General features: G+C 69.9%; 18 protein-coding genes and 1 pseudogene. 12 read left to right on the forward strand and 7 right to left on the reverse strand.

Features of this window, described 5'->3' with window-relative positions; translation table 11 throughout:
• On the reverse strand, positions 1–1,373 hold a 1,373-nt coding region (locus ACIBO2_RS45750), incomplete at its 3' end, for a hypothetical protein (protein WP_397304297.1).
• 786 nt (positions 1,374–2,159) lie between these two features.
• Here ACIBO2_RS45750 and ACIBO2_RS45755 point away from each other — a divergent pair.
• From ACIBO2_RS45755 to ACIBO2_RS45775, 5 genes and pseudogenes are all read left to right on the forward strand, one after another.
• Positions 2,160–2,536: pseudogene (locus tag ACIBO2_RS45755) on the forward strand (helix-turn-helix domain-containing protein); the annotation flags it as partial.
• A gap of 394 nt (positions 2,537–2,930) precedes the next feature.
• The gene (locus ACIBO2_RS45760) at positions 2,931–4,046 is read left to right on the forward strand and encodes a substrate-binding domain-containing protein (RefSeq protein WP_358549090.1); all 1,116 of its coding nucleotides are present in this window, start codon (positions 2,931–2,933) and stop codon (positions 4,044–4,046) included.
• Between the two features lie 73 nt (positions 4,047–4,119).
• Positions 4,120–4,872 carry an ATP-binding cassette domain-containing protein gene (locus ACIBO2_RS45765; RefSeq protein WP_357940942.1) on the forward strand — a complete coding sequence of 251 codons (753 nt, stop codon included), beginning with the start codon at positions 4,120–4,122 and terminating at the stop codon, positions 4,870–4,872.
• Positions 4,869–6,131 carry an ABC transporter permease gene (locus ACIBO2_RS45770; protein ID WP_358549087.1) on the forward strand — a complete coding sequence of 421 codons (1,263 nt, stop codon included), beginning with the start codon at positions 4,869–4,871 and terminating at the stop codon, positions 6,129–6,131. The genes ACIBO2_RS45765 and ACIBO2_RS45770 overlap by 4 nt, the downstream gene beginning before the upstream one ends.
• A 35-nt stretch (positions 6,132–6,166) precedes the next feature.
• Positions 6,167–7,372 (forward strand): ROK family transcriptional regulator, encoded by a 1,206-nt coding sequence (locus ACIBO2_RS45775; RefSeq protein ID WP_358549084.1) that lies wholly within the window; start codon positions 6,167–6,169, stop codon positions 7,370–7,372.
• Here the strand turns inward: ACIBO2_RS45775 and ACIBO2_RS45780 are convergent.
• Together ACIBO2_RS45780 and ACIBO2_RS45785 are read right to left on the reverse strand one after the other, a co-directional pair.
• The gene (locus ACIBO2_RS45780; RefSeq protein ID WP_358549081.1) at positions 7,369–8,148 is read right to left on the reverse strand and encodes a neutral zinc metallopeptidase; all 780 of its coding nucleotides are present in this window, start codon (positions 8,146–8,148) and stop codon (positions 7,369–7,371) included. The two genes, ACIBO2_RS45775 and ACIBO2_RS45780, sit on opposite strands and share 4 nt — an antisense overlap.
• Before the next feature lie 174 nt (positions 8,149–8,322).
• Positions 8,323–9,174, reverse strand: a complete 852-nt coding sequence (locus tag ACIBO2_RS45785) for a neutral zinc metallopeptidase (RefSeq protein WP_358549079.1) — start codon at positions 9,172–9,174, stop codon at positions 8,323–8,325.
• 142 nt (positions 9,175–9,316) lie between these two features.
• On the opposite strand from ACIBO2_RS45785, the gene dxs reads away from it, so the two are divergent.
• Both dxs and ACIBO2_RS45795 read left to right on the forward strand, forming a co-directional pair.
• Positions 9,317–11,197 carry a 1-deoxy-D-xylulose-5-phosphate synthase gene (gene dxs, locus ACIBO2_RS45790; RefSeq protein WP_358549304.1) on the forward strand — a complete coding sequence of 627 codons (1,881 nt, stop codon included), beginning with the start codon at positions 9,317–9,319 and terminating at the stop codon, positions 11,195–11,197.
• Positions 11,198–11,284: 87 nt separating this feature from the next.
• Entirely contained in the window at positions 11,285–12,751 is a 1,467-nt protein-coding gene (locus ACIBO2_RS45795; RefSeq protein ID WP_397304298.1) for an amino acid permease, read from the forward strand.
• Positions 12,752–12,778: 27 nt separating this feature from the next.
• Here the strand turns inward: ACIBO2_RS45795 and ACIBO2_RS45800 are convergent, their stop codons facing one another.
• The 4 genes from ACIBO2_RS45800 to ACIBO2_RS45815 all read right to left on the reverse strand — a co-directional run bounded on the left by ACIBO2_RS45800 (position 12,779) and on the right by ACIBO2_RS45815 (position 16,722).
• Positions 12,779–13,171, reverse strand: coding sequence for an SSI family serine proteinase inhibitor (locus ACIBO2_RS45800; RefSeq protein WP_358549073.1), 393 nt, complete (start codon positions 13,169–13,171; stop codon positions 12,779–12,781).
• A gap of 105 nt (positions 13,172–13,276) precedes the next feature.
• Positions 13,277–15,370: a 3-hydroxyacyl-CoA dehydrogenase NAD-binding domain-containing protein gene (locus ACIBO2_RS45805; protein ID WP_397304299.1), complete on the reverse strand. Its 2,094-nt coding sequence runs from the start codon at positions 15,368–15,370 to the stop codon at positions 13,277–13,279.
• On the reverse strand, positions 15,367–16,530 hold the full coding sequence (locus ACIBO2_RS45810) for a thiolase family protein (RefSeq protein WP_397304401.1): 1,164 nt from the start codon (positions 16,528–16,530) through the stop codon (positions 15,367–15,369). The genes ACIBO2_RS45805 and ACIBO2_RS45810 overlap by 4 nt, the downstream gene beginning before the upstream one ends.
• Before the next feature lie 60 nt (positions 16,531–16,590).
• Positions 16,591–16,722 (reverse strand): hypothetical protein, encoded by a 132-nt coding sequence (locus tag ACIBO2_RS45815; RefSeq protein WP_397304301.1) that lies wholly within the window; start codon positions 16,720–16,722, stop codon positions 16,591–16,593.
• 741 nt (positions 16,723–17,463) lie between these two features.
• On the opposite strand from ACIBO2_RS45815, the gene ACIBO2_RS45820 reads away from it, so the two are divergent.
• The 5 genes from ACIBO2_RS45820 (at position 17,464) to ACIBO2_RS45840 (ending at position 24,660) form a co-directional block, all read left to right on the forward strand.
• Positions 17,464–18,636, forward strand: coding sequence for a hypothetical protein (locus tag ACIBO2_RS45820; RefSeq protein ID WP_397304302.1), 1,173 nt, complete (start codon positions 17,464–17,466; stop codon positions 18,634–18,636).
• Positions 18,637–18,740: 104 nt separating this feature from the next.
• Entirely contained in the window at positions 18,741–19,733 is a 993-nt protein-coding gene (locus tag ACIBO2_RS45825; protein ID WP_397304303.1) for a LacI family DNA-binding transcriptional regulator, read from the forward strand.
• A 122-nt stretch (positions 19,734–19,855) separates the two neighbouring features.
• Positions 19,856–20,632 (forward strand): sugar phosphate isomerase/epimerase family protein, encoded by a 777-nt coding sequence (locus ACIBO2_RS45830; RefSeq protein ID WP_358549059.1) that lies wholly within the window; start codon positions 19,856–19,858, stop codon positions 20,630–20,632.
• A gap of 90 nt (positions 20,633–20,722) precedes the next feature.
• A complete protein-coding gene (locus tag ACIBO2_RS45835) occupies positions 20,723–21,904 on the forward strand; it encodes an alkaline phosphatase family protein (protein WP_397304304.1) in 1,182 nt (393 codons plus the stop codon).
• Positions 21,905–21,990: 86 nt separating this feature from the next.
• Complete coding sequence (locus tag ACIBO2_RS45840; RefSeq protein WP_397304305.1) at positions 21,991–24,660, forward strand: PEP/pyruvate-binding domain-containing protein; 2,670 nt, start codon at positions 21,991–21,993, stop codon at positions 24,658–24,660.
• Positions 24,661–24,731 lie beyond the last annotated feature (71 nt).

The following is a 24,731-nucleotide window of genomic DNA, read 5'->3' on the forward strand; positions in this document are numbered from 1 at the left end:
AGCCCCGAGCCCTGGCCTGCGGCTGATGGGTCGTGTTCGACCTGTGCCTCCAGCCGCAACGGGCGCGACTCCGGATCGCCGCCGTAGGCGTAGAAAGTCGGCTGCGTTGACGGCAGCGTCCACAAACCGGCCACCTGCTGTCCTGGGGAGGCCGACATCTCTGACACCACCGGCTTGGAGGTGTCCACTCGTCCGGCCTGCCATTCCGACCACGGACTGGCCACTCCGTCAGCGGTGGACGCCCTCACTCGCCAGCGGATCAGCCAGCCGTCTTTCAGCTTGCCGGCCGTCACTGCGGGGGTCTGCAGCCAGCATGTGCTGGTCGGGTAACAGCCGCTGCTGGACATCGCGCCGTTTCCGGACCAGATCAGCCCCGAGCCCTGGCCCGCTGCCGACGGGTTGTGCTCGACCTCCGCCTCCAGCCGCAACGGGCGCGACTCCGGATCTCCACCGTAGGCGTAGAAGGTCGGCTGCGTGGACGGCAACGTCCACAAACCGGCCACCTGCTGTCCTGGGGAGGCCGACATCTCTGACACCACCGGCTTGGAGGTGTCCACCCGTCCGGCCTGCCACTCCGACCACGGGCCCGACACCTGGCTGGAGGTGGACACGCGCACGCGCCAGCGGATCAGCCAGCCGTCCTTGAGCTTGCCGGCCGTCACTGCGGGGGTCTGCAGCCAGCATGTGCTGGTCGGGTAACAGCCGCTGCTGGACATCGCGCCGTTTCCGGACCAGATCAGCCCCGAGCCCTGGCCCGCTGCTGACGGGTCGTGTTCGACCTGTGCCTCCAGCCGCAACGGGCGCGACTCCGGATCGCCGCCGTAGGCGTAGAAGGTCGGTTGGGTGGACGGCAGCGTCCACAAACCCGCCACCTGCTGGCCGGGAGAGGCCGACATCCCCGACACCACCGGAAGCGCGGCGGCCGTGACAGCCTGCGTCCGGGTTGCCTTCGCATCGTCCTGTGCCGCGCTTCCCCGGGAGACCTTGTGCAGGCCGGCGCTCTCAGCGTGAACACGGGTCTGTCGTCCATTGTTCGTCGCTTGTGCTGATCCGGCGGCGTCGGGGGACGATTCCCAGGGCAGCGGCGGCGGGGTGTTCAGCCCGTCCGTGGCCGGCTCGTCCACCATCTCGCGCGGCTGCTCCAGCGGAAGCGAGCCCTTGGGCCGCTTCTTGCCAGCGTCCTTCGTCTTGTCCTCGATCTTCGGCTGAGTGGCGGCCGGGTCGACGAGGTGCGGCAGGTTCGCCGCGGTTCCGGAACCCTGGACGGGGGCGGCGTCGGCGGAACCTGAAGCTGGTGAGCCGGGAATCGCCAGCCGGTTCGGCGACGGGTCCACGACGATCGCCTGTGCCTGCAGCCCGAGAATCCCCGGCATGAGGATCATGGTCACGACCACGGCGAGGCGGCTCAGCCACCTCGATGGTCCACCCCGCCCGGTACTGAGCCGAGTCCGACCCAGCACACCCGCACCCGTCTGAGCACGCTGCATGGCCACGCCCACACTCCCCGTAGACCGGGCGCATCCCCGTAAGCGCCGCATAAAGAACACCACAGATATACACAGACAAGACGAACCATGAATAGATCTTGACAAGGTGATCACTGTTGGTGCAGTAGGCCGACAATTTGCAGCGCCAAAGGTGATTCGGGCAGCTCACACGTATGAGGCCAAAACGGAGATGTGACGTAGGTCACACGGGAAGTTTGAATTACCCAAAGGGGCATGCAAATTCTGTAGCTTCCTCGTCACAATGCGTCTCGTATGGTCGGTACTCTTGCCGGCGGCAGGCATCCCAAGCCGGGCCGATGCCCCGCCGAACAGGCAAAGAAGCGCATCACGTCATTCCGCTAAAAAGCGACTGGGGCGTTCGCGTCGAGATCAATAGCATTCGGTCCCTGCCTTTACCGGCTGCTCGTGGCGAGGGCGTGGCCGATCATCTCCGCAGCATGAATGGTGATATGAGCAGGTCAGGACCGTGATTGAATTCCTGTGATGTTGCGCGGCGCCACCGTACCGCCTGCGCGCAGTTGATTGTCTAGAGAGAAGAAAACACAGGCAGTTAACCATTTGAATGGACAAGCTGTTGGAGCGGCAACTTGGCCCTGGACAACGGAGGCCAGAAGATCGGGAAGGTGTCATGGACCCGATCCTGCGGTCCCGGTGGAGGGTTGGGCGGTGATCCGCCGGTTGCCCGGGCCGAGGGTATGCCGATCAAGGCGATCGCGCGGCGTCTGGGCATCGCCAGGAAAACGGTGCGGCGCGCATTGGCGGCCGAGAAGCCGCCGAAGTATCGGCGGCCGGGCAAGGGCTCGATCGTGGACGCAGTGGAACCGCAGATCGGACGGCTGGTGCGGCATGGCCGGACATGCCGGCGACGGTGATCGCCGAGCGGATCGGCTGGCGGCGGTCGCTGACCGTGCTCAGGGGCTGCGTCCGGCAGTTTCGGCCGGGGTTCCGGCCTGCCGGTGCTGGTCCCGGTCTGCGGCTACGCGCCCTGGCTGCTGGCCTGGATGATCCCGTCGCGGGCGGTTCTGGACACTTGTCCATGACGACCTCATCCTCGATCTTCAGCAGGGCGCTTGGATGGCTTCTGGCGGTGGCCGTTCGATCTGGGCGCGAAGATCGGGTTTTGTGTAGACGATCCAGGCTCGTGACGGGTACCTGCCTGCGCGGCCAGTCGGTCGGCTCGGGCGTCGGCGGGACGCGGGGTGGCCGGCTACCGCTCTGGGGGTGGCCACCCTGCTGCTCCCACTGGCCATCTATCGCTCACACGCTCAGCGGACGGTGAACTTCCGATGTCAGGCGCGTTTCTAGATTGTTATCCGCAACAACAAACTCCCCCCTCCATAGGTCTTCCAAAGCAGGCCGTCCCGGAATACGTTGCCGCAAACAACATTCATCCGGGCCCTCCGGAAGAAAGGACCCTGCACTATGCGCAAGGGGATCCTCAGCCTGACCGCCGCGGCCGCCGTTCTAGCCCTCGGTCTCACCGCCTGCGGGGGCAACAGCGGTCCGACCTCGTCCACGTCTTCCGCGCAGAGCACACAGAGCTCGCAGAAGGCCGGCAAGATCGGCGTCATCCTGCCCGACAGCAAGTCCTCGGCCCGCTGGGAGACGGCGGATCGCAAGTACCTGGAAGAGGCGTTCAAGGCCGCCGGGGTGGCCTATGACATCCAGAACGCCCAGAACGACAAGACGGCCTTCCAGACCATCGCCGACCAGATGATCACCAACGGCGCCACCGTGCTGATGATCGTCAACCTCGACAGCGGCACCGGCAAGACGGTCATCGACAAGGCCAAGTCCCAGGGTGTGGCGACCATCGACTACGACCGGCTGACGCTGGGTGGCGGCGCCGCCTACTACGTGAGCTTCGACAACACCAAGGTCGGCACCCTGCAGGGCGAGGGCCTGGTCAAGTGCCTGACCGACAAGAAGGCCAGCAAGCCGATCATCGCCGAGCTCAACGGCTCGCCGACCGACAACAACGCCACCCTCTTCAAGGCCGGGTACGACGGCGTGCTCAAGCCCAAGTACGACTCGGGCGACTACGTCAAGGGCCCCGACCAGTCCGTGCCCGACTGGGACAACGCCCAGGCCGGCACCATCTTCGAGCAGATGCTGACCAGCGCGCCGAAGATCGCCGGTGTGCTGGCCGCCAACGACGGTCTCGGCAACGCCGCCATCACGGTGCTGAAGAAGAACAACCTCAACGGCAAGGTCCCGGTGACCGGCCAGGACGCCACGGTCCAGGGTCTGCAGAACATCCTGGTAGGCGACCAGTGCATGACCGTCTACAAGGCCGTCAAGAAGGAGGCCGACGCGGCGGCCAAGCTCGCGGTCGCGCTGGCCAAGGGCGAGAAGCCCGCGGCGAGCAGCAGCGTCAAGGACCCGCAGACCAACCAGGACGTGCCGTCCGAGCTGCTCGACCCGCAGCCGATCTACCTCGACAACGTCAAGGACGTCGTGGCGGACGGTTACGTGACCAAGGAGGAGCTGTGCACCGGCGACTTCGCCGCCAAGTGCACCTCAGCCGGCATTCAGTAGGAAAGTAAGAAAGCAGAACCGGGTACGGCCGCGACCTACACAGGGCGGCCGTACCCCTCCCCAAGGGAGCCTCATGACCCCCCTGCTCGAAGTGCGCGGGATAGACAAGAGCTTCGGCCCGGTACAGGTCCTGCATGACGTCACCTTCGCCGCCAACCCCGGCGAGGTGACGGCCCTGGTCGGCGACAACGGCGCGGGCAAGTCGACGCTGGTCAAGTGCATCGGCGGCATCTACCCGATCGACGGGGGCGACATCCTCTTCGACGGCCGCCCCGTCCAGGTGCACGGCCCGCGTGACGCCGGTGAGCTGGGCATCGAGATCGTCTACCAGGATCTCGCCCTGTGCGACAACCTCGACATCGTCCAGAACATGTTCCTCGGCAGGGAACGCCGCAGCGGGCTCGTGCTCGACGAGGCGTCGATGGAGGAACTGGCCACACAGACGCTCGACGGACTGTCCGTCCGTACGGTGAAGTCCATCAGGCAGCAGGTGTCCAGCCTGTCCGGCGGTCAGCGCCAGACGGTGGCCATCGCCAAGGCCGTCCTGTGGAACAGCAAGGTCGTCATCCTCGACGAGCCGACGGCCGCCCTCGGCGTCGCCCAGACCGCGCAGGTGCTGGAGCTGGTACGCCGGCTCGCCGACACCGGCCTGGCCGTCGTTCTCATCTCGCACAACCTGAACGACGTCTTCGCCGTCTCCGACCAGATCGCGGCGCTCTATCTCGGCAGGATGGCCGCGCAGGTCAGGACCGCCGACGTGACGCACGCGCAGGTCGTCGAACTGATCACATCCGGCCGGAGCGGAGACCTGGGGATCGCGCAATGAACAAGGTCAAGGAACTCCCCGGCGAGGCGATCGTCACCGCGACGCGGTCGCCGTCGATCGGGCACAGCGTCACCGCCTACATCGAGCGGGTACGCGGCGGCGACATGGGCGCGCTGCCGGCCGTACTCGGCCTGCTGGTGCTCTGCACCGTCTTCGCCATCGCACGTCCCGCCTTCCTCACGGCGATCAACGTCGCGAACCTGTTCACCCAGGGCGCCGCGGTCACGGTGATCGCGATGGGCCTGGTGTTCGTGCTGCTGCTCGGCGAGATCGACCTGTCGGCCGGTTTCGCCAGCGGCGTGTGCGCGGCGGTGCTCGCGGTGACGCTGACCAACATGGGCCTGCCCTGGTACGTCTGCGTGGGGGCGGCGATACTCACCGGCGTCGTCATCGGCACCGTGCTCGGCACACTGGTGGCCAAGGTGGGCATACCGTCCTTCGTGGTGACACTGGCCGCCTTCCTCGCCTTCCAGGGGCTGGTCCTGGTGCTGGTCGACGAGGGGACGAACATCTCGATCCGGGATTCCGTCATCGTCGCCATCGCCAACAAGAACCTGCCGGTCTGGCTCGGCTGGGCGCTCTTCGCGGCCTGCGTGGCGAGCTACGCGGCCCTCCAGCTGTTCAGGGCCCGCAGGCGGTCCAAGCGCGGGCTGGTGGCCGACCCGATCTCGCTGATCGCCGCCCGCGTGGGCGCGCTGACGATCATCGGGGGCGTCCTCGTCTACGTGCTCAACCTCGAGCGCTCCCGCAACCCGGCCATCAGCTCGCTCATGGGCGTGCCGATCGTGGTGCCGGTGATCCTCGTGCTGCTGGTCGTGTGGACGTTCGTGCTCCGCCGTACCGCGTTCGGCCGGCACATCTACGCGGTCGGCGGGAACGCGGAGGCGTCCCGCAGAGCCGGTATCAGCGTCGACCGGATCAGGATCAGCGCGTTCGTGATCTGCTCCGCGATGGCCGCCGTCGGCGGCATCGTCGCCGCCTCCCGGGCCAGCTCGGTCGACCCGAACACCGGCGGCAGCTCCGTGCTGCTGTACGCGGTCGGCGCCGCGGTGATCGGCGGCACCAGTCTGTTCGGCGGGAAGGGGCGGGTCCTCGACGCGGTACTCGGCGGCGCCGTGGTCGCGGTGATCGAGAACGGCATGGGCCTGATGGGGTACGGTGCGAGTGTGAAGTACCTGGTCACGGGGTTCGTTCTGCTCCTGGCCGCGGGTGTCGACGCTCTGGCGCGCAAGCGGGCGGCAGCCGCTGGTCTAAGGTGATCAGCGACTCTCACCCCTTTAAGGAAGCCCAGACGATGCGTGCCGGTCCCTCCCAGGAGGACATCAGGCGTCACAACCTCGGCGCCCTGTTGCGACACGTCCATCTGGGCGGGCCGACCTCGCGCGCCGAGCTGACGTCGAAGATGGGCCTCAACCGCAGCACGATCATGGCGCTCACCTCCGACCTCACCGCGGCCGGGCTGGTACGCGAGGAGCTGCCGCGCGAGACCGGCCGCGCGGGCCGCCCCTCGCTCGTGGTGCGTCCCGAGTCGGCGCGGGTCTACGTGTTCGCCTTCGACGTGGGCCCGGACCGGCTGGCCGTCGCGCGGGTCGGGCTGGGCGGGGTGATCCTCGACCGCAGGGAGGCCGTACGGTTGCGCGGCCCGTTCGAGCTGGAGGAGCTGGCCGGGATCCTGGCCGGCTTCGCCCGGCAGATGCGGCGCAAGACCAGGGCCGACACGGTCTGCGTCGGCGCGGCCGCGGCGGTCGCCGGCGGGGTGCGCAAGGGCGACGGCATGATCAGGTTCGGCCCGAACCTCGGCACCGAGGAGGTGCCGTTCGGTGAGGAGCTGGGCCGCAGGCTGGGCCTGGGCCTGCCCGTGAGCGTGGGCAACGACGCCAACCTGGCCGCGCTGGCCGAGCACAGCCGCGGCGTCGGGGCCGCCGTCAGGGACCTGATCTACCTGCACGGAGACGTCGGCATCGGCGGCGGGATCATCGCGGGCGGTCACCTGCTGGGCGGTCACGACGGCTACGGCGGCGAGGTCGGCCACATGGTCGTCAACCCCGGCGGGCGGGCCTGCGGCTGCGGTTCGCACGGCTGCCTGGAGGCCGAGGTGGGGGAGCGGGCCCTGCTGGAGACCGCCGGCCGGCTGGCCGGCGAGCAGCACGGCAGGGACGCGGTGCGCGCCGTGGTCGACGCCGCCGACCGGGGCGACATCGTGGCCCAGGAGGCGCTCAAGAAGGTCGGCGACTGGCTCGGTGTGGGCGTCGCCAACCTGGTCAACATCTTCAACCCGGAGATGGTCATCTTCGGCGGGATGCTGCGGGAGATCTATCTCGGTGCGGCCGCTCAGGTACGCACCAGGCTGACGCTGCACGCGATGGCGCCGCAGCGAGAGAAGCTGCGGCTGCGCACCTCGGCCCTGGCCGACGACGCGACGCTCGTGGGCGCGGCCGAACTGGCCTTCGCCCACGTGCTCGCGGACCCGCTGGAAGTGCTGGCCAGGGCCAACGCTTAGGAGACCCGGCTCTTCGACGCGGTCCAGGTGTTGCAGTACCGGGCCGATCCGCCGCTGTAGCCGCGGTCCTGCCAGTAGGCGAGGTTGGCCGGCTTGCCGTGGACCTTGCTCTCCCCGGCCCTGCTCACGGCGTCGGTCCACTCGTCCCAGGTGATGCCCGGGTCGATGGAGTCGAGCGTGGAACTGTAGAAGACGCCGGCGAAGCACTCGGCCTGCATCTCCAGGCGGTGGCTGAGTATCGTGCGCGCGCTGCCTCCGGCTCTCCAGTAGAGCCTGTTCTGCTCGTCCAGCATGCCGCTGAGCTGCTGCACGTGGTGGCCCCACTCGTGGGCGACGGAGTGCGCGATGTTCATCCGGAACGGGTCCTGCAGGTCCCGCTTCATGATCCGGATGGCGATCGTCCGTTGCGCCGGGCAGTACTGGGCGCCGTTACTGGTGATCTTGCCGCAGACCGATCCGCTGCCGGTCGTGATGGCGATCTTCGGAGGGCTGTAACGCAGCCCGGCGGCCTTGAACCTGGTGGCCCAGAAGGTGTTGGCGCACCTGGCCATGGCCCGGTGGAAGGTCTTGAGTGAGGCGGCGCTGCCCTTGCGGATCGCGGGGATCGCGCACGACTGCGGCGACGGGGTGCCGGACCGATAGATCTTGTTCTTGGCCAGTACGGCGGGCGGCGCGATCTGCGCGACCTGCGGGGCCGTGGTCTCCGCGTTGGCCGTGCCAGATAGGGCCAAACCCACGACCATGCCGACAGATGCGGCGATAAGGGGTATACGCACGATCGCGGATACTAGACCACTAGGTGAGGCCCTGTTCGCGAGACCTGTGCTTTGTCCGGAAAGCGCAATGCGGCCGCGCCGTAGGGCGCGGCCGCATCACAGCGGGAGAACGTTCAGAGTGGAGAACGTTCAGAGTGGAGAACGTTCAGAGTGGAGAACGTTCAGAGTGGAGAACTAGGCGACGGTGCGCGACGACGCGGCCCAGGTGTTGCAGGAGCCGGGGGACGCCGAGCCGTAGCCGCGGTTCATCCAGTACGCCTGCGACGGGCCACGGCCGTGGTCGTTCTGCGGCCAGCCCTTGGCGCCGTTCTTGCGGAACCAGTTGACGGTGTAGTCCCACTCACCCGAGTCGACGGGCAGCGTGCCCTCGACCGTGCGCATGAAGACCGAGGAGAAGCACTCCGCCTGCAGCTCCGAGCGGCGCGAGAGCGCGAGCTGGCCGGACCTGCCGCTGGAGTTCCTGGCGGCCCAGTAGTAGTTCCAGATGCCCGACATGTTCTGCACGTGGTGGCCGTACTCGTGGGCCATCAGCCGGGTGATGCCCAGCGCGAACGGCTGGCGCAGCTGAGACTTGGTGATCAGCATGTACATCGTGCGGTCGGTCGAGCAGTAGATGCCGTCGGCACCCGTGCTCCACGGGCCACAAGGGGTGCGGACCTTCCTGGTGATGATGCGCAGCCGCGGCTTGCTGAAGGAGAGGCCGGCCTTGCGGAATTGGGTGGCCCAGGAGCGGTTCAGGCAGTTCGTCACGGTCGAGAGGAAGCGCTTGTACGCCGTCGTGCTGCCCTTGGGCAGGTTGCCGGGCGAACAGTTGGAGCTGGCGAGCCGTCCCGTCCGGTACAGCGGGCTGGCCGTCGCGGCGGCCTTGCCGCGAGGGGGCGCCGCCTGCTGAGCGGCTGGCGGAACGACCTGCTGACCTGCGGAGACCGGCTTGACATCGGCTGTCGCCGTTCCCGCGCCGGCCAGCGCGATAACCGCGCCTGCGGCCACAAGGGACGACAGCTTCTTCATGGGGAGAGTGTTCATAGTGAAGGAAAGACTAGGTCAAGATCGGACATATGTGGGTGGATTTGACTCTATGGAGCTCGATGGAGTCAGCAAGGCAGGCACGAACTAGACTCGATCGGGTTAGCGCACAGGAGCAGAGGGGATCGCATCCGTGAGCGGGTTGCTGGGCTCGGTAAAGGGACCACACGACGTCAAACGCCTGGATGCAGAGGAGCTGCCGCAGCTAGCGGCGGAGATCCGTGACCTGCTCGTCGACTGCTGCGCCCGGTTCGGCGGCCATCTCGGCCCCAACCTCGGTGTGGTGGAGCTCACCATCGCGCTGCACCGCGTCTTCGACTCGCCGGGCGACCCCATCGTCTGGGACACCGGGCATCAGTCGTATGTTCATAAATTGCTCACCGGCCGGGCCGCGGGCTTCGGCGCGCTGAAGCAGGAGGGCGGCCTGTCCGGCTACCCGAGCCAGGCCGAGTCCGAGCACGACTTCGTCGAGAACTCCCACGCCTCCACCGCGCTGTCCTACGCCGACGGCCTGGCCAAGGCGTTCAAGCTGCGCGGCGAGCACGACCGCACGGCCATCGCGGTGATCGGCGACGGCGCGCTGACCGGCGGCATGGCCTGGGAGGCGCTCAACAACATCGCGGCGGGCAAGGACCTGCGGCTGGTCATCGTCGTCAACGACAACGGCCGCTCCTACTCGCCGACGATCGGCGGCCTGGCCTCCCACCTGTCCTCGCTGCGGGTCAACCGCCGCTACGAGGACATGCTCGAATACGTCAAAGACAAGATCGGGAACGTTCCCGTGCTCTACGACGCGCTCCACGGCATCAAGAAGGGCGTCAAGGACGTCCTGGCCCCGCAGGTCATGTTCGAGGACCTCGGCCTGAAATATGTCGGGCCGATCGACGGCCACGACGAGCAGGCCATGGAGGCGGCGCTGCGCAAGGCCCGCGACTTCCGCGGCCCGGTCATCGTGCACGCCCTCACTCAGAAGGGCCGCGGCTACTCGCCGGCCGAGAACCACGACGAGGACCAGTTCCACTCGCCCGGCGCCTTCGACCGGGCCACCGGCGCGGAGAAGCCCAAGGGCCGCATCTGGACCAACGTGTTCAGCGAGGAGCTGGTCAGGCTCGGCAAGGACCGCGAGGACCTGGTCGCCATCACCGCCGCGATGCTCCACCCGACCGGCCTGGCCGCCTTCGCCGAGGCCTACCCCGAGCGCATCTACGACGTCGGCATCGCCGAGCAGCACGCCCTGACCAGCGCGGCCGGGCTGGCGCTCGGCGGCATGCACCCGGTCGTCGCCGTCTACGCGACCTTCCTCAACCGGGCCTTCGACCAGCTGCTCATGGACGTGGCCCTGCACCGGCTGCCCGTCACCGTGGTGCTCGACCGGGCCGGCGTCACCGGCGACGACGGCGCCAGTCACAACGGCATGTGGGACCTGTCGATCCTGCAGGTCGTCCCCGGCCTGAAGATCGCCGTGCCGCGTGACGGTGAGCGGCTGACCGAGCTGCTCGGCGAGGCCGTGGAGGTCTCCGACGGCCCGACCGTGCTGCGCTTCCCCAAGGGCCCGGTCGCCGAGCCGATCGAGGCCGTCGGCAAGCTGGGCACGATGGACGTGCTGCGCGCGGGCGAGCCCGACGTGCTGCTGGTGGGTGTCGGCCCGATGGCGCGGATCTGCATGGACGCCGCCCTCCTGCTCGACGCGCAGGGCATCTCGGCGACCGTGGTCGACCCGCGCTGGGTCAAGCCGCTCGACGAGGCGCTCGTGGCCGCCGCGAGCGCCCACAAGCTGGTCGCCGTCGTCGAGGACAACGGCCGCGTGGGCGGCGTCGGTGACGCGGTGTCCCGCCTGCTGCGCGACGCCGACGTGGATGTGCCCGTACGCGGCTACGGCATCCCGCAGCGCTTCCTCGACCATGCCAAGCGGGCCGCGATCCTCGGCCAGATCGGGCTGACCGGCCAGGACCTGGCGCGCGAGATCACCGAGGCGATCGCCAAGCGGAGCAGCCCCATCGAGAGCCAGTCCGCGCCGCACTGACCGGCGGCTGAAGCCCGCGCCGGGCTGATCGCCCTGGTCACCCCCCGGACAGGCATGATCACCCAGAGGTGTGGGAAGACGCTGGGTGTGGACATCTTTCGCACCAAGAGCGTCGAGCAGTCGATCCTCGACACCGAAGCCCCCGAGCATCGGCTGCGAAAGCGACTGACCGCCGTCGACCTCACGGTCTTCGGCATCGGCGTCATCGTCGGCACCGGCATCTTCGTCCTCACCGGCCGCGTGGCCAAGGAGACGGCCGGTCCGGCGGTGGCGCTCTCCTTCGTCGTGGCCGCCGTCGTCTGCGGCCTGGCGGCGCTGTGCTACGCGGAGTTCGCCTCGTCGATCCCCGTGGCCGGGTCCGCCTACACCTTCTCGCTGGCCACGCTGGGCGAGTTCCCGGCCTGGGTCATCGGCTGGGACCTGATGCTGGAGATGGCGCTGGCCGGGGCGGTGGTAGCGGTCGGCTGGTCGGGCTACTTCGCGTCGCTGATGTCCTCGGTGGGCCTTGAGCTGCCCGCGTGGATGGCGGGGGAGAGCCCCGTGGTCAACCTGCCCGCGATGGTCATCGTGCTGATCCTCACCGGCGTCCTGACCGCCGGGATCAAGCTGTCGTCGCGGGTCAACCTGGTCATCGTCACCATCAAGGTGGCGGTGATCCTGCTCGTCATCGTGGCCGGGCTGTTCTTCATCAACTCGGCCAACTACTCGCCGTTCATCCCGCCGCCGGTGTCCACGCCGGGGGTTGAGGGGTTGAAGGCGCCGCTGATCCAGGTGCTGTTCGGCATCACGCCCGTCGCTTTCGGCGTGATCGGCATCTTCTCGGCCGCCGCGATCGTGTTCTTCGCCTTCATCGGCTTCGACATCGTCGCCACCGCCGCCGAGGAGACCATCAGGCCGCAGCGCGACCTGCCGCGGGGCATCATCGGCTCCCTGGCCATCTGCACCGTCCTGTACGTCGCGGTGTCGCTGGTCGTGGTCGGCATGCAGCGCTACGACAAGCTGAGCGAGAAGGCGCCGCTCGCCGACGCCTTCACCGCGGTCGGGCAGTCCTGGGCGGCCACGCTGATCAGCATCGGCGCGATCGCCGGCCTGACCACCGTGGTGATGATCCTCATGCTGGGTCAGAGCCGGGTGCTGTTCGCCATGTGCCGCGACGGGCTGCTGCCGCGCGCGCTGGCGAAGGTCCACCCCAGGTTCGGCACGCCGGCCCGGCTGACGATCATCATCGGGCTGGTCACCACGCTGCTGTCCGGGTTCATCTCGCTCGGCGCGCTGGCCGAGCTGGTGAACATCGGGACGCTCTTCGCGTTCGTGGTGGTCTCGGCCGGTGTGATCGTGCTCCGTCGTACACAGCCGGACCTGCACCGGGCCTTCCGTGCGCCGATGGTGCCGCTGCTGCCGATCCTGTCGGTGCTGGCCTGCCTCTACCTGATGCTCAACCTGCCGGTCGAGACGTGGCTGCGATTCCTGGTGTGGCTGATCATCGGTGCCGTGCTCTACTTCGCCTACGGCTACCGCCACAGCCGGGTCCAGGTGACCGGCCCGAAGGGGTAGGCGCCCGGGGCGCCCACCCCTCGGCGGTCAGGCGGCCGGCGGTCTGACGGTGAAGACCGCTCCGCCCGCCGCCTTCATCCGGCAGGAGTTGGAGAAGACGTACGTCCATCGCAGCGATGTCCCGCGCCACTTGCCCACCACCACGACGGTGTGCGGCTGGTACTCGTCGGTGCACACCGGATTGGGCACCACGTTCAGCTTGCTCGGGTCGCCCTTGACCTTCCGCAGCAGGTCGCAGGCCGCGGCGGGGGTGGGGTGGCTGCCGCCGTCGGGGTCACAGGTGAGGGTGGCCCCCTTCGGCAGGCCGTCCACCACGACAACGATCTTCAGTGTCGACTTGGGGGCCGTTTCGGCGAGTGCGGGGGTCGCCGTCACCAGCGCGGCTGCGCACAACGCGATCGTGCCGACTGCTCTCATCATGGATCTTCTCCGTTCGTAGCGCGGCGAACACGCTACGTGACGGATCGCCGGACCTTGGGAGGCCCGCCGGACGGGCCTCCCAAGATTCGGTCAAGCCGACCCGTCTCAGGCGGGCACGGAGGCGGTGCCGGGCGGGAGGAAGCGCGGCTGGGCCAGACCCGACCTGTCCAGGTACGGGGTGATCCCGCCCAGATGGAACGGCCAGCCCGCGCCGAGGATCATGCACAGGTCGATGTCCTGCGCCGCCGCGACCACGCCTTCGTCCAGCATGATCTGAATCTCCTCGGCCAATGCCCGCAGCACGCGCAGTCGTACCTCGGCGGCGGTGGAGGCTGCCGAGCCGCCCGCGAACAGCGCCACCGCCTCGGGGTCGAGCGAGAAGTCGGGCAGATAGACGCCCGGCTTGCCGGAGGCGACCAGCTTGGCCATGTTCGCCGAGACGCCGAAGCGCTCGGGGAAGGCCGCGTGCAGCGTCTCGGCCACGTGCAGGCCGACGGCCGGCCCCACGAGCTGGAGCAGCGCGAACGGCGTCATCGGCAGCCCGAGGTCGTCGAGCGAGTGCTCGGCGACCTCCAGCGGCGTGCCCTCGTCGACCGCGGCGATCACCTCGCCCATGAACCGGGTGAGCAGCCGGTTCACCACGAACGCCGGAGCGTCCTTCACCAGCACCGACGACTTCTTCAGCGTCCGGCCCACGGCGAAGGCGGTGGCCAGCGTCGCGTCGTCCGTCGCGGGCGCCTTGACGATCTCCAGCAGCGGCATCACCGCGACCGGGTTGAAGAAGTGGAACCCGACCAGCCGCTCCGGACGCTCCAGCGCGGCGCCCATCTCGGCCAGCGAGAGCGAGGAGGTGTTGGTCGCGAGCACGCAGTCAGCCGAGACCACCGCCTCCACCTCCGCGAACACCTGCCGCTTGACCGACATCTCCTCGAAGACCGCCTCGATGACGAAGTCGGCGTCGGCGAAGGCATCCTTGGTCAGCGAGCCGGTCACCAGCCCCTTGAGCCGGTTGGCCTGGTCGGCCGAGACGCGGCCCTTGGCGAGCAGCTTGTCGACCTCGGCGTGCACGTGCCCCACGCCCTTGCCGAGTCTGCTCTCGTCGAGGTCGGTCAGCACGACCGGCACCTCCAGACGGCGGGCGAACAGCAGCGCCATCTGCGAGGCCATCAGCCCCGCGCCCACCACGCCGACCTTGGTCACCTTGCGGGCCAGCGCGGGGTCGGGGGCGCCCGCCGGGCGCTTGGCCCGCCGCTGCACCAGGTCGAAGGCGTAGAGCCCGGCCCGCAGCTCGTCACCCATCAGCAGGTCGGTCAGCGCCTTGTCCTCGGCGGCGAAGCCCTCGTCGCGCGCGGCAGTACGGGCCAGGGAGATCAGGTCGAGCGCCCGGTAGGGCGCGGGGGAGGCGCCACGCAGCTTCATGTCGACCAGGAAACGCGCGTCGGCGACCGCCTTGTCCCAGTCATCGTCCGCGTGCGAGTCGCGCGCCACGACAGTGTCGCCGGTGAGCACCCGGGCGGCCCAGCGCAGCGACTCCTCCAGGAAGTCGGCCGGCTCGAACATCGCGTCGGCGACGCCCAGCTCGAACGCCTGGGCGCCTTTGAGCATCCGGTTCTGCGACAGCGGGTTCTCGATGATCAGCTTGATCGCACGGGCCGGGCCGATCAGGTGCGGCAGCAGCTGCGTACCGCCCCAGCCCGGCACCAGCCCGAGGAAGCACTCGGGCAGCGCGATGGCCGGGACACCCGAGGAGATCGTCCGGTAGGTGCAGTGGAGGGCCACCTCCAGGCCGCCGCCCATCGCCGCGCCGTTGACGAACGCGAACGACGGGATCGGCAGCTCGCCCAGGCGGCGGAACACGTGGTGCCCCAGCGCGCCGATGGCCCGCGCCTCATCGCGCGAGGCCATGGTCGTCGCGCCCTTGAGGTCGGCGCCGACCGCGAAGATGAACGGCTTGCCCGTCACGCCCACGGCGGCCAGGTCGGTGCGGGCGGCGATCTCGGACAGCGCGCCGTTCAGCGCGAACAGCCCATGCGGGCCGAAGGTGTTGGGCTTGGTGTGGTCGAAGCCGTTGTCGAGGGTGATGAGCGCCATCGTGCCGGCCCCGCCGGGCAGCTCGACGTCGCGGACCAGGGCCTTGGTGACGACTTCGCCGGTGTCGCGCTCGGTCAGCAGCGAGCGCCAGGTGTCGAGGTTGCTCATGCCAGGTTCTCCCAGATCACGGTGCCGCCCATGCCCATGCCGACGCACATGGTGGTGATGCCATAGCGAACGTCGGGGCGCTCGCCGAACTGCCGCGCGAGCTGCGTCATCAGCCGCACGCCCGAGGAGGCCAGCGGGTGGCCGAAGGCGATGGCGCCGCCGTAGGGGTTCACCCGCGGGTCGTCGTCGGCGATGCCGAAGTGCTCCAGGAAGGCCAGCACCTGTACGGCGAAAGCCTCGTTGATCTCGAACAACCCGATATCGGAAATATCGAGATTTGCCAGGCGGAGCGCCCGCTCGGTGGACGGGATCGGGCCCACACCCATCACCTCGGGATCCACCCCGGCGAAGGCGTAGGAGACCAGCCGCATCTTCGGTGCCAGGCCCAGCTCGGCGGCCGTCTCGGCGGCGGCCACGACGCAGCCGGTGGCGCCGTCGTTGATGCCCGAGGAGTTGCCCGCCGTGACGTTGCCGTGGGCGCGGAAGGGCGTCTTGAGCGCGCCCAGCCCGTCCAGCGTGGTGCCGGGGCGCGGCGCCTCGTCCTCGACCGCCAGGCCCCAGCCCCGCTCGGCCGTCCTGATCGCCGTGGGGACCAGATCGGGCTGGATCCGGCCGTCGGCGTACGCCTTGGCCACCTTCTCCTGCGACAGCACCGCGTAGGCGTCGGCGCGGTCCTTGGTGATCGTGGGGAAGCGGTCGTGCAGGTTCTCGGCCGTCATGCCCATGACCAGGGCGCTCGGGTCGACGAGGCGCTCGGACAGGAACCTCGGGTTCGGGTCGACGCCCTCGCCCATCGGGTGGCGGCCCATGTGCTCGACACCGCCCGCGATGGCCACGTCGTACGCGCCGAACGCGATGCCGCCCGCGACCGTGGTCACCGCGGTCATCGCGCCCGCGCACATGCGGTCGATCGCGTAGCCGGGCACGGTCTTGGGCAGCCCGGCCAGCACCGCCGCCGAGCGGCCGATGGTCAGGCCCTGGTCGCCGATCTGGGTGGTCGCGGCGATCGCGACCTCGTCCACGCGCTCCGGCGGCAGCCCCGGGTTGCGCCGGATCAGCTCGCGGATGACACGGACGACCAGGTCGTCCGCGCGGGTCTCCGCGTACATGCCCTTGGGCCCCGACCGGCCGAAAGGTGTGCGTACGCCGTCGACGAACACGACGTCACGAGAGGAAGGCACGGATTCGCTCCTCGTTGCTCGGCAGTTACCGCGCCTATGCTACTCGTCAGTAACCACGCTGCGGACGAGGTCCGTGCCCGCCGCCGTGCCCGCCGACAGCCGGCGCCTCAGTGACCCGGCTATCCCGTCGGCGAAGCCGTACAGGCCCGCCTCGCGGAACGGGCGTGGCACCGTACAGCGTCGCCGCCCGCCCGCGGCCGACGAAGAGCCTGCTGAGCGCCCGCGGCGGCGTCCTGGGCGGGCTGGCGTACAACTCAGCGTTCGCGTCTGCCTACGGTCCGCACGCGCGCCCCAGACGGTCTGGGTGAGCGTCGGCGCGGCGAGGGAAGAGCGTGAGCGCGAGTACGGCAGGCGGCAGGCTCTGTCCGCGCGCCGGGACCCGTTCGGCGAGCGATGGGGAGGAGGCGATCGGCGCGAGCGATCCGGGGGCGTGAGGATTGGGGGGAGGCGATCGGCGCGAGCGAGTCGGAGAGCGTGACGATCGCTGGCCGGCGCGCGGCGCGCGCCCGCGCGCGCAAAACGGTCAGCGCCGGGGCGCCGGGAGGGGGTGTGGTCTCGGTCGTAGGGGTCATGATCTCGTTACTGCGCGTGACCGCATCCTGAATTCCGGTCTTTTGGGTGGAGCCTTCGATTGGACCGAAACTCCAGTCCTGGCCGAGATCAGCGCCGTCATACGCGGCCTTTGCTGGCTTTAGGTGGGCCGTGTCCCATTACCGTGCGTATAGGGCTGGAGCAGGTGCGTGGTCATGTGCAGGCAACCTTCGGGCATACCCCTCGGGGGGTCTGCCGAAACGGGAGATAAGAGTTGTGACACCAGCTTATTTATGAGCATCCTGTGAAATTTCCGGACAAGTGGTGGAGAAGTCTGTTAGGAAGGGTCGCGGTCCAGATTCGTATTAGAGAGGTTCCATCGTGGCGCGCGACGAGAACGACAGGCCATATGAGGATGGGCAGGGCAGGTCGGCGAACCCGGAGCTGACCGGCGACGTTCTGTCTCCGCGCTGGAGCACGGACGACACCGACGAGCAGCCGGCCATTGTGGTCTCGGGCAATGAGACCTACATTCTCCCGCCGGACAAGGGCGCGCCCGAGTTGTACATCCCGCCGTCCGAGGGGCAGCACCGCGCGACGGGCGCCGAGGGTGAGCTGTACACGGGTGACCCGGCCAGCGGCCCCCTCTACGGGGATTCGCTTTACACGGGTGGTGACCAGCTGTACGCCGGTGACGCGCCCAGCGGGCCGCTTTACACGGGCGATGCGCAGAGTGGGCCGCTCTACTCCGGTGACACCGGCGAGCCGCTCTACTCCGGTGACACCGGCGTGCCGCTCTACACGGGCGACGCTGAGAGTGGGCCGCTTTACACGGGCGACGCGCCGAGCGGGCCCCTTTACACCGGTGACCAGCCGAGTGACGCCTACCTCCCGCTCGACAAGAGCTACGGGTCCTCCTACGACGATGACGAGCCCGCGGAGCCCAAGCGCGGCTTCCTCGGCTCCGGCTGGACCGACGGCTCCCAGGGGGGCGGTCACCAGGCCGAGGGCGACAAGGAGGTGCGCCGCCGTACCAAGGTGCTGCTCATGGCGGCCGTCGCGGTCGTCGTGCTCGGCGCGGGGGCCGGCTGGATGCTGACCGGTACGTCCTCCGACGACCCGTGCCAGAGCGGGAAGTGCGCCAGCGCCGAGCAGGTGAGCGCGCCGGCCGCCTCTCCCACGGACTCGGAGCCGACCGACGCCGAGGAGGAGGCCACCGACCCCACGGAATCGGACTCCCCGGAGCCGACCGCGTCGGCCACCGCCGCCCCGTCGCCGACCGCCGCCCGGGTGCGCGCGACCCGTACCCCCTCGCCGCGGGCCACCCGCACGCGCATCGGCGAGCCGACCGCCAAGCCGAGCACCCGGGCCACCAGGGCGACGCAGGACACGATCAAGGACACGGACACCGGCACCACGCAGAAGCAGGCGACGCAGGAGCCGCCCAAGGAGACCAGCCAGCCGACGCAGGCGGTCCAGCAGACGCAGGCTCCGGTGCCGGCTCCGACGGAGACCAAGAAGGGCCTGTTCGACATCCTGTTCCCGTGGGGATGAAGTCCTTCGGCGGTGACTTCCTGTCGCGCCGGCCCCGAGACGTGTAAGGATGCGGACCCAGGTGCCGGTCTGGCACACTGGGAAACCGCTTTCCGGGAGGTCTCGTGGTCACGCTGGAAGACGTCGCCAAGCAGGCGGGCGTCTCACTCGCCACCGCCTCGCGGGTGCTCAACGGCAGCACCCGCCAGGTGGGCGCCGACCTGCGGGCCCGCGTCGAGCGAGCCGCGTACGAGCTGGGCTACCGCGCCAACATCGCGGCGCAGACACTGGCCCGCGGGGCGAGCAACGTCATCGGCATCGTGGTCCACGACCTGACCGACCCCTACTTCGCGGCGCTGGCCGACGGCGCGATGCGGGCCGCGGCCGGCGAGGGCCTGCTGGTCATGGTGGGCACCACGCACCGCGACCCCGAGCAGGAGATCGCCTACGTGGCGACGCTCAACGCCCAGCGCGTACGCGCCGTGCTGCTGGTCGGCTCCCGCGTCGCCGACCCTGAGGTCACCCAACGGCTCCGCGTCGAGCTGGACCGCTACCGGGCCAGTGGCGGGCGGGCCGCGTGTGTGGGCCAGGACCTGCTCGGCGTCGACACGGTCGCGCCCGCCAACCACGAGGGCGCCGCCGCCCTGGCCCGCTCGCTGGCCGGGCTGGGCCACACCCGCTTCGCCGTACTGGCCGGGCCGCCGCGCCTGATGACCGCCCGCGACCGCTGCGCCGGGTTCGTGTCGGCGCTGGCCGAGCTCGGCCTGCCGGAGCCGCGCGTCATCGAGGGGCCCTTCGACCGCGACGGCGGCTACCGGGCGGCCCAGGAGACGGGGGACGCGACGTGCGTGTTCGCCGTCAACGACGTGATGGCCGTGGGCGCGCTCGCCGCCTACCGTGAGCGGGGGATCCGGGTGCCGGAGGAGGTGTCGGTGGCCGGCTTCGACGACATCGCGACGCTGCGCGACCAGGTGCCCGCGCTGACCACGGTACGGCTGCCGCTGCAGGACATGGGCGCCCGCGCCCTGGAGCTGGCCCTGGCGGCGGAGGAGGAGCCGACGGTGGAGCAGGTGCCGGGTGAGGTGGTTTTGCGCGAGAGCGTACGGGCGCTGCGCTGAGCTTCGCCATACAGGGCGTGGACAGGGGCGCTTCCGCAAGGGACGCGCCGTACAACGCGTGGTCAGGGGCGCTTCCGAAGGGGACGCGCCGCACAGGCGGGACGGTCGCTCGGGAGGGCGTTATGAAACTGGCGGTCAGCACGCTCGGGATGCCGGGCGACGGGCTCGACAGGGCGATCGAGGTGGCGACCGCGCAGGGTTGCCAGGGCCTGGAGCTGCGGTTGCACCCCGACACCGGCGTACACCGGGGTCTGTCGGCGGACGAGCGGTCGTCGGTGCGGCAGCGGGTCGAAGCCGCAGGTCTGGAAATATCGGCTCTCGCCGGATATGTCGGCGTATGTGAGCCGGGCCCTGACGAGCCCGTCGTCGAGGCGCTCGTCGCGGACCTGACGCTCGCGGCCGACCTCGGCGCCCCGGGCGTCCGGGTGTTCCCGCGTGGCGAGGACCCTTCTATCGGAGCGCGCAGGCTCAAAGCGGTCTCCGCCACGGCCGCCGGACTCGGTCTGCGGGTGCTCGTCGAGACGCACGACCAGATGGCCACCGGCGCGGCCGTCGCGCGACTGCTCGACGAGGCGGCCTGCCCGGAGACCACCGGCGCGCTCTGGGACGTGCTCCACCCTTGGCGCCACGGCGAGTCCCCGGCCGACACCCTGGCCCTTCTCGGCCCGCACCTCGCCTACGTCCAGGTCAAGGACGCGGTCTCCGCCCAGGACACCACGCCGGTGCCGATGTGGAGCGGCACGGTGCCGCTGGACGAGTCCGGTGAGCTGCTGCGCTCGTGGGGCTACTCCGGGTGGGTGTCGCTGGAGTGGGAGCGCACCTGGTATCCCCAGGTCGCACCGGTAGAGGAGATACTGCCTGGGGCCGCGGAGTGGGTGCGGCGTTTCAGGAGGGAGTAATCAGTGACGAGCGACCCGGTGAGGGACCCAGCGAGCAATCCAGTGGGCAACCCGGCGAGCGACTCGATGACGGACCCAGCCAGGGGGCCAGTGAGCGACAAGGTGCTGGTGGTCGGTATGGACGGCCTGCGCTTTGACCGGCTGGTCGCGCTGGAGCCGCCGGTGCTGAGCGGGCTGATGTCGGCGGGGGCGTATGGGACGAGCCTGCTCCCGTACGGCGAGGCCGCCGCCCCCCGTACCGAGTCCCCCGGCGAGATCGTCCCCGAGGGCACCGCCGCTTCGGGCGAGGGAGCTGGCACTTCAGGCGAAGACATCACCTCGGGTGAGGACACCGCCACCTCGGGCGGGGGCGCTGGCAGTTCGGGGGAGATCTCCTCCAGCAGTGCCGCTTCGGACCTGGTCTCCTCCAGGCGGGTCATCAGGTCGCGGACCGATTCCGGGCCGGGGTGGTCGTCCATCGCCACCGGGGTGTGGCCCGACAAGCACGGCGTTGTGGACAACGCATTCACCAGCCCCCAATTCGCGAAATATCCTGACTTCTTGACGCGCGCCAACACGGCCCGCCCCGACCTGACCACCGCGGCGTTCTTCTCCTGGGCGGCGCTGGCGGACCACGGCGCGTTCGGCCCGGCCATCGGCACGCGCCTCGCCCTGGACGGCTACGCGATCACCTGGCCGACCGCCGACAAGCAGGTAACCGCGGCCGCCGAGAACCACCTCGCGAACACCGGCGCCGACCTCACCTTCGTCTACCTCGGTGAGACCGACGAGGTGGCCCATGACCTCGGCCCGCACTGCCCCGAGTACACCGAGGCGCTGCACACCCAGGACGCCTACCTCGGCCGCTTCCTCGACGCGATCCGGGACAGGCCGACGTTCGCCGGCGAGCGCTGGACCGTGCTGGTCACCACCGACCACGGTCACGTCGACGAGGGCGGCCACGGCGGCACCTCCATCGAGGAGCGAACGGTCTTCGTCATCGCCGCCCGCCTGAACATGGACCTGGGCGGCACAGATCTCAGCGGCACAGACCCCAGCGGCCTGGAGCTGGACGGCGCGGAGTTGGGCGGCCCGGACCTTAGGGGCATGGACCTCAGAGGTGCGAACCCCGGAGGCGCGAATCTGGGTGACACGGACCTGGGCGCCGGCGAGCTGGGCGGTCCCGGCCTCGGCGGCCCGAGGCTGGTGGACGTCGGCCCGACCGCGCTGGCCCTGCTCGGTATCGAGCCCGACCCCGCCTGGGGCCTCGACGGTGTGCCGCTGGAGGTGTGAGCGACGCCACTGTTCATCAAGTGTTGAATTCTTTGCCGTAAAGCGTGAAACTCATAACGAGACGCTGAACGGTGGGAGTACACCCGATGACGACGGCACTGGACTTTTCCGACATCGACGGCGGCATGCTGGCCGAAGTCGGTGGCAAGGCGGCCAACCTCGGTGAGCTGACCCGGGCCGGGCTCCCCGTCCCGCCTGGCTGGGCACTCACCACCGAGGCGTACCACGAGGTGGCACAGGCGGCGGGCCTGGACGACGTCATCGCGACCGGCGGCCCGGGCCTCGCGGAGGCCGCCAGGACCCGGCTCCTGGGGGCCCCGATCCCCGGAGCCGTCGCGCGGTCGATCCGCGAGGCGTACACCAGACTGAGCCAGACAATGCACCAGGACGCGGCGCCGGTCGCGGTGCGGTCCTCGGCCACGGCGGAGGACCTGCCGTTCGCCAGTTTCGCCGGTCAGCAGGACACCTACCTCAACGTCGTCGGCGCCGACGACGTGCTCGACGCCGTACGCCGCTGCTGGGCCTCGCTCTGGACCGACCGCGCCGTCGCCTACCGCGACTCCAACGGCATCGACCACGCCTCCGTACGGCTGGCGGTGGTCGTCCAGGTCATGGTCGACGCGCGGACGGCCGGCGTACTGTTCACCGCCAACCCGCTCACCGGCCGCAGGCACGAGGCCGTCATCGACGCGAACCCCGGGCTCGGCGAGGCCGTGGTCTCCGGCGCCGTCAACCCCGACCGGTTCGTCGTCGACGCCGCGAGCGGCGAGATCCTCGACCGGCACGCGGGCGACAAGCGGCTGACGATCCGCGCCCTGCCCGGCGGCGGCACGGAACGCGTCGAGTCCGCTCACGACGGCTTCTGCCTGACCGATGAGCAGGTACGCGACCTGGCCGCGCTTGGCACCCGCGTCGAGGACCACTACGGCGCGCCGCAGGACACCGAGTGGGCCATCGACGCCGACGGCGCGCTCTGGCTCACCCAGGCCAGGCCGATCACCACGCTCTACCCGCTGCCCGAGACCACCAGGCAGGGCCTGCGGGTCTACTTCTCCATCAACGTCGCCCAGGGCGTCATGGGCCCGCTCACCCCGATGGGGCTGTCCGCGTTCCGACTGCTCAGCTCGGGTGCCGCCGGGGTGTTCGGCTATGGCCCGGCCAAGGCGCGTGATGGCGCGGCGTTCATGTTCGAGGCGGGGGAGCGCGTCTGGCTGGACCTCACCACGGCCCTGCGCAGCCGCATGGGCCGGGCGATCATGCCGCGCGCCCTGCTGATGGGCGAGGCCAGGGCCGGGGCGGTGCTGACGGACCTGTTCGAGGAGCCCCGGTTCTCGGTGATCCAGACCTCGCGCCGGCCGTTCTTCCGCGCGGTGGCGCACTTCGCCCGTCGCGTACACGCCCCGAAGCGGCTGCTCCAGGCGCTGACCCGGCCCGATCGGGCGATCGCCTACACCAGGCGGATGGGCGACGAGCTGGACCGGCGGCTGCGGGTGCCCGGCTCCGCCACGCCCGTCCAGCGGCTCGACCACGCGGAGCGGATGCTCAGCACCGCGTTCCCGGCGATCGTCTCGCTCATGCCGATCGCGGTCGCCGGTTACGGGCTGTTCGCGCTGGCCTCGAAGCTCTCCGGCCTGTCCATGAGTGACATGCAGGACGTGCTCCGCAGCGTCCCCAACAACCCGACCACCGAGATGGACCTCGAACTCTGGGCGCTGGCGACGCGCGTCGAGCCGGAACCGTTCAGGAACGAGCCGGTGAGTGAGCTCGTACGCCGCTTCAGGGCCGGCGAGCTGCCGCCGAAGGCCCAGCAAGGGATCACTGCTTTTCTGGATAAGTACGGGCATCGCGGCATCGCCGAGATCGACCTGGGCGTCGCGCGCTGGTCGGAGGACCCGACACACATCCTGGGCGTCCTGGCCAACTACCTGCGCATGGAGGGCGGCGCCGACCTCGCGCCCGACGCGCTGTTCGCCAGGGGAGCGGCCGAGGCCGAGGCGGCCGTCGCGCGGATCGTGGCGACCGCTCGCCGCAAGGGCGCGCTCCGGGGGGCTGTCGCCCGGTTCGGGCTGCGGCGGACCCGGATGTTCGCCGGGGTACGCGAGATGCCGAAGTTCTACCTGGTGAAGACCCTGGCCGCGATCCGGCGGAGTCTGCTGGTCGTCGGCGAGCACCTGGTGACCACCGGCGTGCTGGACGCGGCGGACGACGTGTTCTACCTGCGGATCGAGGAGGCGCGGTCGGCCCTGGACGGGGGCGACCTGCGTACCACGGTGATCGAGCGGCGGGCGGCCTACGAGCGGGAGTCACGCCGCAGGCACGTGCCGAGGATCATGCTGTCGGACGGCACCGAGCCCGAGGCTCTGGCGGCCCCCGCGGCGGCCGGTGCGCTGATCGGCAGCGCCGCCTCCGCGGGCACGGTCACCGGCCGCGCCAGGGTGGTGCTCGACCCGGTCGGGGCGCACCTGGAGCCGGGCGAGATCCTGGTCTGCCCATCGACCGACCCCGGCTGGACGCCGCTGTTCCTCACGGCGGGCGGGCTGGTGATGGAGATGGGCGGCGCCATGTCGCACGGCGCGGTGGTGGCCCGCGAGTACGGCATCCCGGCGGTGGCCGGCGTCCCGGACGCCACCCACCGCATCGTCACCGGCCAGGAGATCACCGTGAACGGAGCCGCGGGCACGGTGACGATCACCGAGGCCCCGGACCCGGCTGACGAAGCCGCGGTACGGGACGAACCGGCAGCCAGCCCGGCCTGACCCGGAGAGGCGGCGCGGGACGAACCGGCAGCCAGCCCGGCCTGACCCGGTCGGGGTCAGGAGCGGCGGCA

It is taken from the genome of Nonomuraea sp. NPDC050022 (assembly GCF_044460705.1).
GTDB lineage: Bacteria > Actinomycetota > Actinomycetes > Streptosporangiales > Streptosporangiaceae > Nonomuraea.